This window comes from Bacillus cereus group sp. BcHK124 (assembly GCF_027712065.1).
Classification (GTDB): Bacteria; Bacillota; Bacilli; order Bacillales; family Bacillaceae_G; genus Bacillus_A; species Bacillus_A pacificus.
The window spans coordinates 282634-295029 of the sequence record NZ_JAQFPJ010000003.1 but is presented as its reverse complement, the minus strand read 5'-3'; the positions used below and the strand labels follow the sequence as shown (position 1 = coordinate 295029).

The following is a 12396-nucleotide window of genomic DNA, read 5'->3' as shown; positions in this document are numbered from 1 at the left end:
CTTCTATTACTTCTCTTCAATAGGTGCTAAATTCGCTTCAATCTCTGCACGCTGATCTTCTAGGAACGGTGGTAAATCAAGTTTTTCTCCTAAATGTTCCACATCTCCATCAACTGTAAATCCTGGTCCATCTGTCGCAATTTCAAATAGGATTCCGTTTGATTCGCGGAAATATAAGCTTTTAAAATAGAAACGGTCGATGATTCCTGAAGACTGGAAGCCTCTTTTTATCACCTGTTCTTCCCAATAAGCAAGCTCTGCATCATTTTTCACACGAATTGCTAAATGGTGAATGCTACCGCGGCCCGGTTTTTCAGTAGGACCATCTAAATATTTCACAACGATTTCTCCAAAAGCCTCGCCTTTAATGGACTGAAAAATCGCTTCCTCTTCGCTGCGGCTAACCTCTGTATAACCAAACATCTCTGTAAGTGTACTTGCCATTTTATCAAGTCTACGAACTGTCATTTCCACAGAACCCATTCCTTGAATTTGATGCTCTGCAGGAACTTCTGATTTCTCCCAAGTTTCCCAGTGCTCTACTTTTTCTCCGTTTGAAACGAGTAGTACTAAGCGAAGTCCTTCAGCATCCTCAAATTGCAAAGCGGGACGATTTGCATATGTCGTTATTTCACTATGTTTTACATCAAATGTCTCAAATCGCGCTTTCCAGTAATGTAAGCTTTCCTCGGAAGGAACGAGTAATCCAATTCGATTAATGGCATTCGTACCGCGGTACGTTTTTCCTACTAAAGGAATTTCAAAAAATGATAATTCTGTACCTGGGCTTCCTGTTTTATCTCCATAAAATAAGTGATACATTGACGGATCATCTTGGTTTACTGTCATTTTCACGCGACGTAAACCAAGTACATTTTTATAAAAGTGATTATTTTCATTTGCATTTTTCGTAACCATTGAAATGTGATGATGCCCTTTAATTTTATACATTCGTAATTCCTCCGTTTCATTTTACTAGTCAAGTGATACCTGAAAAATAATATGCTTCTTAGCTTTTTAATTTATTCTCATTATATTTTTGTACATTCATCTTAGCTTTTACTGAATAAGTTACTTTGTTTTGTAAATCAAAAGCAACTGAATGTATGCTTTTCATATGACTCAATCGCTTTCGTTACTATCACTTTACACCTCAAGTGATTAAAAAGCAAGAGATTTATCTCAAATTCGAGATATTTTTTTTATTGCATAACATTTTGAACTGGAAAACGATGAATTTCTATATGGGATAGCGTCATAAGAATGTAGATTTACAACGCTAAGTCTTTTTTATAAACTTTTCCTTACGTTTTCATGTATCCATTTCCGCATCAGCTGTAACGTCCCTCTAACATAATTGTTATCATATCCCTTCCTTCTAATTGGAGCGGAATTTGATAAGAGTGATGCGAACACTGCATCTTCCAATCTGTTTCCCACTCTATTTGTTCATCCGAACGAAACTGAAGAGTTGCTTGAAGGATTGGAAAACGTGCTTCAGTTCCCCTAAATAGGAAGTAAGTATGTATCACATTTATGATGATTTGAGCAAGGGGATACTGCAAAAGTGGTGCAATGAAGGGGGAATATAAAATAAGAAGATCAATCTAGAAAGAATATCTAGTTCGATCTTCTTTTATTTCTCATTAATGCATTTTTACCCTTAAAATAAAATACTCAATAGGTGGATTATTCTTCATATCCTCAAAATCAGGTCTAATTTTAAAGTCAAATTCATTTGTTATATCGCTCAATGAATAAAGGTTTGTTCCATCTACACTTGTATGAGGAGCAATATATCCTCTTTGATCCCAATTCCCTTTGAAATCTGATGGTATTGTACTTTTTCCGTTTTGTTCTATTTTAGCCCCAGGTGCACCAGAAAAAATAGTTTGGTTTGTAGTGTTATTAATTGTGTACTTCACACGAACTATATTATCAGCTTGTTCAACTTTATGAACTGTAACAATAATCCCATGTTGTTCTAAAGTTACACTTGTAGCCGATTGCTCTTGATTTTGATTAGGTTTTTGTTCATTATTGTTTGAATTATTATTCGAGTTATTACTATTATTAGTGCCCCATTCATTATTTGTATTAGTGTTATTATTACCATTAGAATTGTTTGCATTGCTGTTATTGTTATTATTGCCATTAGAGTTATTTGCATTGCTGTTATTGTTATTACTGCCATTAGAGTTATTTGCATTGCTGTTATTATTATTGCCATTAGAGTTATTTGCATTGCTGTTATTGTTATTATTGCCATTAGAGTTATTTGCATTGCTGTTATTGTTATTATTGCCATTAGAGTTATTTGCATTGCTGTTATTGTTATTATTGCCATTAGAGTTATTTGCATTGCTGTTATTGTTATTATTGCCATTAGAGTTATTTGCATTGCTGTTATTATTATTGCTTGAATCATTATTATTGTTTTGTTGTTTACTAGATTCAGCATTTGTTTTTTCTTTGTTATCAGTTACACCACAAGCTGCCATAGAAAATGCCAATCCCGTTGCTAATAAAATTTTTCCCGATTTTTTCTTCAAATATTTCATGGTATCCTTGTCTCTCCCTCTTCAGATCCTATTGTCATTTTAAAAAAGAATACTAGATCCTTCTCAAATAATCCAAAAAATCCCTTTATATGTATATAATTTCACAAGAAGTCACCATTATAGTCAAAGTTATTTGTATAATTAGAAACTTAAATCAATTAGGTGCATATTAAAAAGAAAGAACAAAAAAATTTCACGTGAAATGTAACTTATATAGACTTAACTTGATAGAGATGGGGGCTCACCCACATTGTAATGAAAATATACTTTAAACAAATTTCAACATAAAATTTGGATCTTATTTTTAGACCTATTGTAAAGGCTGAAGAGATTCTAACTTTAATATCTGTCATATTCAATCGACACACATCTAAAAAGTTGATACGCTCCCATTCTAGTGGCAAAATATGTTTTATTAGTTCTTCGTTACACCCATGCGTACTTCTTAACTATTTCATTTAATTTCCAATAAAAAAACAGCCTCACTAAGCGTATTAACACTTAATGAGGCCACTTTATTCACACTATTAATTATGGAACGACGGCTTATAGAACGAACGATTATCAAGAGCAAAGACACGCTCAGTGTATTCACCTGGTTTTGTGCGTCCTAATGCGCGGTCCATCATGTTCATTTTTGCATCTAAGTTATCGATGTAATGCAGAATTTCTGCTTCTTTTACCAATGGTGGTTTTGGGCTACCCCATTCTGCTTTTCCGTGGTGAGAAAGAACGATATGTTGAAGAATTAATACTTCTTCTGCATCGATTTGCAGCTCATCTGCTGCTTTCCCAATTTCGTTCACCATAATTGAAATGTGGCCTAGTAAATTTCCTTCTAACGTATACGTTGTAGAAATTGGGCCAGATAATTCGATTACTTTACCAAGGTCGTGTAAAATAACGCCTGCATATAGTAAGTCTTTATCTAATGATGGATATAGATTTGAGATAGCTTTCGCTAAATCAAGCATCGATACGACGTGATAAGCTAGTCCAGATACGAACTCGTGATGGTTCTTCGTCGCTGCTGGATAGTCTAAAAATTCGTTTTGATGCTTATTTAATAAATGTCTTGTTAGACGTTGAATGTTTGGGTTTCTCATTTCAAATATGTATTGCGTAATTTTCTCAACCATATCTTCTTTTTTCACTGGTGCTTTTTCTACGAAATCTGAGATGTCCGTTACTTCATTTTCATTCGCAACTCGGATTTGTTTCACACGTAATTGAATACGTCCTTTGTAGTTTAAAATATCACCAGCTACTTTCACGATTGTTTCCGCTACATATTGTTTCTCAACTTCTGGTGATACGTCCCACAATTTCGCTTCAATATCTCCACTTGGATCTTGTAAGATTACTGTTAAAAATGGCTTTCCATTGCTTGCGATACCTTTTGTCGCTGTTTTAATTAACAAGAAAATATCGACTTGTTCACCAACTTCATACTCTGCAATTTTCTTTTTCATTCGAATTCCTCCACCAAATCAGTTACTTTTAGTATAGCACACTACAACTCATTTTCTTTACGCTTATGCGTTAATTTTATAATCTGTTTTTCTGTAAAATACGTTAGTAAATGCGCATGGCATGTAAAGAAGATCACTTGTCTATCTTTTGCAATTTCCTTTATAAGTTCAATCGTACGATTCGTCCTTACCGCATCAAAATGCACGAAACTATCATCAATAATAAATGGATAATCATGCTCAAATGTTTTTGCTAACGCAAATCTCAGCGATAAATACAACTGCTCAGCTGTCGCTTGGCTTAGTTCATGACTATAAAAACGCATACCATCGTTACGCTCTACAATAAACGGCTCCGCCTCTGACGGTGAAAAGATTTTACTATATCGTCCGCCTGTTAAATAGACGAAATACTCTTCTGATTTTTGTAAAATACGAGGAAGATGTACTTCATGGTAATATTGCTTCGTTTTCGTTAACACTGTCTTTGCAGCCGCATACGCAGCCCACTTCTTCACTTGTTCACGCACTTGCGCTTTTTTCATTTCCCATTCATGCATTAAATCACCGTACGTACTACCTTCTTCTAAATTCGCAATTTCCATACGATGCTGTGCAATACGCTCTGTCAGTTCTTTTTCTTGTGCCAGACAGTTTTGCGCGGCTGTCAGTTCTTGCTTTAATTTTTCATCATAACCGTCAGCTTCATAATGTTCAGCTAATGATAAACTCGTTAAACGTTGTTCTAACAGATCAATTTGCGGTAATAAACGTCCTACTTGCTTCTCCGCATCTTCACGTTTTTCCGCTAGTTTACCTGCTGCTAAAAACATCTCTTCATTTGTAGCTTCTGCAATATGCCATAAACTGTCTCGTTCTACTAGTAATTGCTTTAATTGTTCTTGCATAAACTCATATTCTTCTTGCCATTCCGTCAGTTTTTCTTTTAACTGCTTACAAGTTTGGCGTTTTTCTTTCTCATTTTGCATACGACTTTGCGCCTCGTGCAGCTTACTATACTCCGCGCTACCGATAACAGTTTCTAGTTTATGTTCAAATTGCGAAATCATTTCATATAATGAAGATTTTCGTGTGCCTTGCTTCTCTAATTCACGATATAATTGCTGCATTTTTTCCATACGCTCAAACGCCGGCAATATGTGCGCATACGTATAAAATTCAGGGAACGTATAACGCTTTTTATACACATTGACTTGTTCGCTCGTGCGGAACGTTTCTCTCTCCCATTCCTCATACGATGAAACGACTTTATCATACGCTCGCTCCATTTGCTGCAATTTATAAGACTCACGCTCAAATAGTTTACGTATCTCTTCATCTTTTTCTAACTCATACCGCACAGACATCGCTTCTTCACTTTGTCTCCCGCCAGCACTTTGCTGAAGAGTAAGGAGCTCTTCTTGTAACCCACTTGACGGATCTTTATATAAAACAAGAGCAAGAACAATCCCTACAAAAACAATGACACTAATAAATAAGAGCGGGCGGTTATCTATAAATAAGCTTGTGAATAACACGCCTGTGTTAATAAGAAGTAACAGAATACAAACTCTTTGCCACTGTTTTTTCTTTTGCATCGCTGCTCCTGCTTTTTCCTCATACTTACGCTTCATTCTCTCAGCACCCATACCGATAAACGCCGCATCTTGGAACGATTTTTCTTTCTCAACTAACGTATTTCGCTCTTCATCCGCTAACATTTGCTTCTGAATCTGTCTTATATTTTCTTCTTGTTCTTCTAATTGCTCTTGCGCTACTTTAAAACGATCATCAAGCTGCGTTTTTTGCGTTTCTAATTCGCGTGCCTTTTGCACAGTTTGCGTAATTAACTCTTTCGTTGCTAAACTCATATCAAACGAAAGAACTGTTTCTTCTTCAAAAGTAGTGCCGATTTGTTGCTCGAGTTCTGCAAGCTCTTCTTTTATATTCGTAATCGCTCCTGTTATATCACGCATTTCTTGGCGTGCATTTTCATACGACATATGCTGCATACGAAGTTCTTCTACATAACTTTCTTTTTGTAAAAACTCTTCGTCTATTTGAATCGATTCTATTTCTGATTGCACATTCTCAATTTTTTTATGAAGTGAATCAACTTGCAACTGAAGCGGCTCCATTTTTGCCTTAATCGCTTCATAACGCGCCATTCCGTTTACCGGAAATTGTCCGCTCTCGTTCTCTAACACTTTCTCATACGCACGTTTTTCAATAACGAGGGGCTCAAGCGCTGCTAATATTTCATAATCTTGCTTTCGTTTTTCTGCACTCTCTTTTTCTGCGCGAACAAACGCCAATTTCTCTTCATTTTCTTTTAACTGCTCCACCTGTTTTTCATACGTGCCAATTTTCCCTTGCCACTCTTTCATCTTCTCTTCCAGCTTTTTCATCTCTTGCAGTGACACGTTAATTTCTGGTTTACGCCCACTCGGCTTAAAGCGCTGATCCATTTCTTTTTCTAGCTTTTTATCTAACTGCAATAGCGCATCGCTTCCGACTGCACTTGCCGAAAATAAATAATTGCCGATATCCGCTTCGCCAAGCTGATGAATATTTTGAAGACCATGCATATCAAAAGAAAAGACCGATTCAAATAAACTTTCATTCATCCCGGTTAATATATCGTGTAAAATTTCTTCGCCGCCCGTTTTCCCGTCTTCAAAATAAACAGTTACCTCCCCAGCGGCCGTCTTTGGCAATCGTTCAATTTTCAAACGGCCGTACTTCTCTGTTTGTACAGTCATCGCCCCGCCATACTTGCCGCCTTCTTTCGGTTCATAACGGCGCTGTCCTCTCGTCGGAAAGCCGAACAAAATACTTTTCATAAACGAGCGAATTGTCGATTTTCCCGCTTCATTTTCACCGTACAACACCGTCAGCATTGAAAGATCCATTTCCACATTTTCTAATTTTCCGTACCCATAAATATGGAGTTTTTCCATTCTCATTTTTTATCCCTCTCTTGCTGGAATAATTGTTCTAAAATAATATTTTCCGCTTCCTTCTGAATCTCTTTCTTCTCTTCTTCTGTAAAAGATTCAATACTATTACGCGCTACAGGAGATGTCCAAATGGTGCGCAATACTCCGTCCATATTTGTGAAAGCTTCTAACTCCTTTAGCACACTACCGACGAAATGATTTTCTTCTTTCAAACGTTCGATTTCCGCAAAAGAGACCGTCTCATTTTTCCACTTCATCGCATGTACGAAATCTTTTCGTTCTTCGCCAGATGCTAATATATGAAAAATCTCTTCTACACGTTTTTCATCACGTAAATAAGGTGAAAGCGGGCCCTGCCCCGTGAATACGACAGTTAGTAGCGTACCTTCCTCTTCTCTTCGGCACTCATTCATCACAGTTGATGCCGCCGTCATAAGTTCATCAACAGTTTCAAGTCCATCAATATTCACTTCTATCTCATCCCACACAACATCAGCCGTATGGAAAAATGAACATTGCGTTCCTTGTTTCGTAAGTTCAATCAGGTACGCACCCTTCTCGCCTGTTTCCTTACGATGACGACCTTGTATGTTCCCTGGATAAACGATGTATGGCTCTTCTAATAAAATTTCACGTTTATGTATATGGCCAAGAGCCCAATAATCAAACTGCTTTTCTTTCAGCTCACGAATTTGAAACGGTGCATAGCGATTATGCTCTGCATCCCCTTCCACACTTCCGTGAAGCATGCCAATATGAAAAAGCGCATCACTCATTTTCGTATACTGCGCTGTCATATTATCCGTTACCGCTTGCTGCAAATAACTAAACCCGTAAATAGAAGCTAACAACTCACCATTTTTATAAAATGATTTCTCTTCTACGTAAGGCTCCGTAAACACGTGAACATTTTCCGGAAACTCAATTGCTGCCCAGCTTCCCCCTAAATGATCGTGGTTACCGTGAATAATAAAAACAGGGATATCGTACTGCGAAAGTCTCTTCATTTGCTCGCGCACAAACACTTGCGCCCTCAAACTTCTCGTCTCCGCATCATACAAATCCCCGGCTAGTAATACGAAATCCACGCGCTCTTGAATCGCTTTATCAACAATACGCTCGAACGATTCAAACGTACTTTGCTTCATTCTCTCCCAAACAGACTGCGGTACATTCATCTCCATTCCTTTAAACGGACTATCTAAATGCAAATCAGCCGCATGTATAAACTTCACTTGTTTCACAAATAACGATCCTTTCTATGTTTCAAAAGTTTCATTTTATCCGCATGAACACAAACAATAAATGCTCAATTGGTGAAAACTAGTAATAAGCGGGAAATAAAAAAACTCCCCACTGATTAAAGTTTCACCTTATTGTAACACGCAATGTCATATATTTCTTTGCATATTCTAGTGATTTATGCCAAAATAGTTATAAGATTCTGATTTTTATTATTGGAGGGAATTTTCATGGGAGTATACGTTCTAACAGTCTTTGAAAAAGATGGTTCAAAAGCATTAGACGAATCATTCGAGGCGGCAACTGAAAAAGAAGCGAAAACAAAAGGTGAATCTATTTTACGAGAAAAAGGATTGTATGAAAAAACACATCGCTGCACATCTTCTGCAGGTAAGCTCGTTTTATTCCAGCGCTAAAAAAAGAAGCGTCATCCGCTTCTTTTTCACTCTACTATATCTTCGTCACACCACGTAAACACCACATCTAGAATGCGATTACCGATACGTACGCGCTTATTCCATTTTCCTGTTTGGATCTGATGTTGCAATTCTGCTTTCATCTTTTCCGTCCAGTCGTGAATCGTTTCACTACCGTCGTACGGATATACGCTTGGAAACTCTTTCTGCAGTAGATGCAAGCTCTCTGCATCAAAATGAAAATGGAAGAAGTAGTTTGCTGTAAGCGATGGTTCTTGCAATCGTAAAAACTGATCATCAATTTGCTTTCTATTTCGATAGAAAGTAAAAATATTCACTTTACCGCTCGTAATTTGGTCAATTTGAATTTCGTGCTTCTCTATAATCACGTCTTGTCCACCTCGTTGTATACTATCTTTAGTATATATGTCTTTTGCAACAAAGTTAACCATTTTCGCGCGAAATTCATTTCCTTCATTATAATCCTGTACCTCCATATGCAATCAGAACAAATAAAACAAAGTTGAAGGGGAGCGATTGCATGTATTTCGGAAGCAAAGGTTGGTATGTAAAAGAACTAAAAAAATTAGGTATCCGTACTTATGAAGGTAAAAAACTAGAATCGTATCGTACGCATGTGTTATCTAGTTTACTTGAGAGAATGAAGAGAGCTTCGGCTTAATAAAAAATAGAAGAGGCCACTTTTCAAGTGGCTTCTTGTCAGAGTATTAGGAAACCCTTCCATGGTAGTATCTTTATCCATCTCTTTAACATAAGGTTTATCCGTGAGAATTAATTCCGTATGCTCACCAATCCACTTATGTATCCATAGCAAATCTAGCTGCTCGTAAATCAGTGTCATTAATTTCAAATCCACCTCCTTGTAAGGGTTCAACTGCAACATCAACTAGTGTAAAATTATGTCTTTCATTCACAAAGACATTTTTATTTTCCATTAAACCTGCTATGTGCATGGCTATCAATAATCATATTATTCTCCATCCCTTACGTTTTTTTACTTTGTTGCCATTTTTCTTTCTTCAAATACTTCCGTAGCAACTGTCAAAATCGTATTTAAAGCTATTGGAAAACCACCATAAATCAACATTTGCATCATTACTTCTACAATTTCTTCTTCTGTCCACCCTACATTTAAAGCTCCATTAATATAAAACTTAAGTTGTTGCGTATTTCCTAATACCGTTAACCCAGCTACTGTAGCTAATAGACGAGACTTTAAATCTAATCCTGGTCTTGAAAAAATTTGTCCGTAATTAAATTCAACAGCTAATGTGCCTAAATCTGTTGCAATAGAATCTTTAAAACTATCGACAATCGCTTGATAATTCTCCTCGTCTATTTTTTTCAGAATATCTAGACCTTTTTGATAATTCTCTTCATTCCTTACCATTATGCATCGCCCCTTTTCATATTTTCAACCATTTTTAAGCTCTTAACCTCATTTTTCATGTTTAAAAGACTCGTAAATCCTAAACTCACCATCACCATACCTGTTATGCAAACTCCTAGCCAACCCCAATTGCTCCAAGCTAATACCCCTATATACGATCCAAGTGCCCCACCTAAAAAAGTGGCTACCATATACAGTCCATTTAATCTACTACGTTTATCTGGGGAGAGCTGAAATATTCTGGCTTGACATGCAACTTGATTTGCTTGTGTACCTACAGTTACTAATAATGCAGATAAAATTAAAGCAGTTAACCAGTAACCTAACGTAATAGAAATAATAAATGCTATGAATGTAATTGTCATACAAAGAGTATTCGCATAAATTGGGCCCTTTTTATCAATTACCCGCCCAATTATAGGAGTAGCAAATGCACCTCCTATTCCAACTAACCCGACTAATCCTACAACATCACTTCCATATGAATAAGAAGGTGATTGTAGAAGGAAGCCAAGAGTTGTCCAGAACACGCTAAATGCACCAAATATCATTCCTTGGCTTATACAAGCTTGACGCAGTACTTTTTCTTGTATCAACATAGGGCCTAATGAAGTCAATAACTCACTATACTTCATAGAAGCAACCCCTTGACTTTTGGGTAGTAAAAGTCTTGTGAGTACAATGATTACCAGCATACTTGCAAAAGAGACCCAATACATTGCTCTCCAACCAAAATGCACGTCAATCAAGCCACTAACAAAACGTGCTCCTAAAATCCCACATACCAAGCCTATGGCTACATTTCCTAGGACCTTTCCGCGCACCTTTTCATCAACCAAACTAGCTACAAGGGGTACAATTATCTGAGGAATAACCGTACAAATCCCTATCAAAAAGTTGGTCACCACAAGCCAAGTCACATTTGGTGAAATAGCGGCTGCTGCTAGTGAAAGACTTACTGCACATAGCAACGTTAAAATTAATTTTCTTCTCTCAAATATGTCCCCAAGTGGTACTACTAAAAGATTCCCTAAAGCATATCCTACTTGTGTTAAAGTGGCTACAATACCAATAGATGCTGCTGCTACATTAAATGTCTTCCCCATGCTTACAAGCAAAACCTGATTTAAATACACATTCGCCACTGTAAATCCACAAGCAACTGCCATGAAAAAGATTACTCCCTTTGTAACTCTTGGGTTTTCTTGTACAGAAGCATTGGTTTTATTCACTTTATTCACCCCCTTTATCAAAACTACAACTTTAATATAAAACAAATATTTTAATGTAAATAGATATCCAGTTATACTAGTATTAACAGTACTACCTTAAAGAAAGGGGCTTTTTATGAACAGTGAACAGGAAAGAAAAAAAGAACTCGGAAATTTTTTGAAGTCTAGACGCAACCGACTTTCTCCACAAGATTTTGGATTACCAATTAGTTCACGCAGAAAAACCAAAGGATTACGTCGTGAAGAAGTAGCACAACTAGCTAATATTGGGGTAACTTGGTACACGTGGATTGAGCAAGGCCGAGATATCCAAGTCTCAATACAGGCTTTAGAAAGTTTAGCTGATGCCTTACGCTTAGATAAAGAAGAACGTGAGCATATGTTTTTATTAGCTCATCAACAGTTACCTCCTGAAAAGCCTTTAAAAACTGATGACGAAGTAAGCCCTGTACTACAAAATTTTATAGATGATTTAAAGTTTTACCCGATATATGTAACAGATCAACTTTGGGATGTTGTAACCTGGAACCGTGTTGCAAGTGCAGTATTTGGAGATTTTGAAACTATGAGTTTCAAAGAAAGAAATGCAGTTTGGAGATGTTTTGCCTCTCAAGAATATCGAACCTTATTAGCAAATGATTGGGAGGCCCATGCAAGGAGACTTTTAGCACAATTTAGAGCTACATGTAGTCGTTTTGTTGGTGAAGAATGGCTCAAAGAAGTAGTGGAAGAATTAATGGCTATTAGCGTAGAGTTCCAAGAATGGTGGCCCGCTCACGATGTTCTCGGTACACCGAGTGGAAAAAAAGAAATCCATCATCCAATAGTAGGCACACTATTATTCGAACATATTACATTCCGGGTGTATGACGCTCCAGACTTAAAACTCACTATGTATCGACCTAAAGACCCAGAAACTTTAAATAAATTAAGACAATTACTACAATTAACTTCCAATTAAATATAAAATACATACTCATACTAATTATTAAATAAGGCCTACACTGCAAATTATGCAATACTAGGCTAAACCTTACAAACTAGAACGGGAAGAATAATAGCCTTTTGTTCCCTTTTATTCATTTTCAACAAAATAGCCCTT

12 protein-coding genes are annotated in these 12396 nt (G+C 36.7%); 3 read left to right on the top strand and 9 right to left on the bottom strand.

Annotated features, from left to right (window positions below):
* Window positions 1-6: 6 nt before the first annotated feature.
* From PDK19_RS08325 to PDK19_RS08305, 5 genes are all read right to left on the bottom strand, one after another.
* Entirely contained in the window at window positions 7-951 is a 945-nt protein-coding gene (locus PDK19_RS08325; RefSeq protein WP_270706928.1) for a ring-cleaving dioxygenase, read from the bottom strand.
* Window positions 952-1646: 695 nt separating this feature from the next.
* Window positions 1647-2561, bottom strand: a complete 915-nt coding sequence (locus PDK19_RS08320; RefSeq protein ID WP_270706926.1) for a hypothetical protein — start codon at window positions 2559-2561, stop codon at window positions 1647-1649.
* Between the two features lie 527 nt (window positions 2562-3088).
* The gene (yhaM, locus tag PDK19_RS08315; protein ID WP_000726638.1) at window positions 3089-4033 is read right to left on the bottom strand and encodes a 3'-5' exoribonuclease YhaM; all 945 of its coding nucleotides are present in this window, start codon (window positions 4031-4033) and stop codon (window positions 3089-3091) included.
* A 41-nt stretch (window positions 4034-4074) separates the two neighbouring features.
* The gene (locus tag PDK19_RS08310; protein WP_049111146.1) at window positions 4075-6999 is read right to left on the bottom strand and encodes an ATP-binding protein; all 2925 of its coding nucleotides are present in this window, start codon (window positions 6997-6999) and stop codon (window positions 4075-4077) included.
* Window positions 6996-8237, bottom strand: a complete 1242-nt coding sequence (locus PDK19_RS08305; RefSeq protein WP_000815723.1) for a metallophosphoesterase family protein — start codon at window positions 8235-8237, stop codon at window positions 6996-6998. The genes PDK19_RS08310 and PDK19_RS08305 overlap by 4 nt, the downstream gene beginning before the upstream one ends.
* A 228-nt stretch (window positions 8238-8465) precedes the next feature.
* Here PDK19_RS08305 and PDK19_RS08300 point away from each other — a divergent pair, with 228 nt between their 5' ends.
* On the top strand, window positions 8466-8651 hold the full coding sequence (locus PDK19_RS08300; RefSeq protein WP_000539555.1) for a YhzD family protein: 186 nt from the start codon (window positions 8466-8468) through the stop codon (window positions 8649-8651).
* A 26-nt stretch (window positions 8652-8677) separates the two neighbouring features.
* Here the strand turns inward: PDK19_RS08300 and PDK19_RS08295 are convergent, their stop codons facing one another.
* A complete protein-coding gene (locus PDK19_RS08295) occupies window positions 8678-9040 on the bottom strand; it encodes a hypothetical protein (RefSeq protein ID WP_000582792.1) in 363 nt (120 codons plus the stop codon).
* Between the two features lie 152 nt (window positions 9041-9192).
* Between PDK19_RS08295 and PDK19_RS08290 the strand changes: the two genes are divergently transcribed.
* Complete coding sequence (locus PDK19_RS08290) at window positions 9193-9333, top strand: YflJ family protein (protein WP_000273537.1); 141 nt, start codon at window positions 9193-9195, stop codon at window positions 9331-9333.
* A 136-nt stretch (window positions 9334-9469) separates the two neighbouring features.
* Here the strand turns inward: PDK19_RS08290 and PDK19_RS08285 are convergent, their stop codons facing one another.
* The 3 genes from PDK19_RS08285 to PDK19_RS08275 are packed head-to-tail and all read right to left on the bottom strand — an operon-like array spanning window position 9470 to window position 11231.
* Entirely contained in the window at window positions 9470-9634 is a 165-nt protein-coding gene (locus tag PDK19_RS08285; RefSeq protein ID WP_154214273.1) for a hypothetical protein, read from the bottom strand.
* Between the two features lie 32 nt (window positions 9635-9666).
* Window positions 9667-10062 (bottom strand): carboxymuconolactone decarboxylase family protein, encoded by a 396-nt coding sequence (locus tag PDK19_RS08280; RefSeq protein ID WP_049114127.1) that lies wholly within the window; start codon window positions 10060-10062, stop codon window positions 9667-9669.
* The gene (locus PDK19_RS08275) at window positions 10062-11231 is read right to left on the bottom strand and encodes an MFS transporter (RefSeq protein ID WP_049114128.1); all 1170 of its coding nucleotides are present in this window, start codon (window positions 11229-11231) and stop codon (window positions 10062-10064) included. Before PDK19_RS08275 ends, PDK19_RS08280 begins: the two co-directional genes overlap by 1 nt.
* A 178-nt stretch (window positions 11232-11409) precedes the next feature.
* Between PDK19_RS08275 and PDK19_RS08270 the strand changes: the two genes are divergently transcribed.
* The gene (locus PDK19_RS08270; RefSeq protein ID WP_001083675.1) at window positions 11410-12255 is read left to right on the top strand and encodes a helix-turn-helix transcriptional regulator; all 846 of its coding nucleotides are present in this window, start codon (window positions 11410-11412) and stop codon (window positions 12253-12255) included.
* Window positions 12256-12396 lie beyond the last annotated feature (141 nt).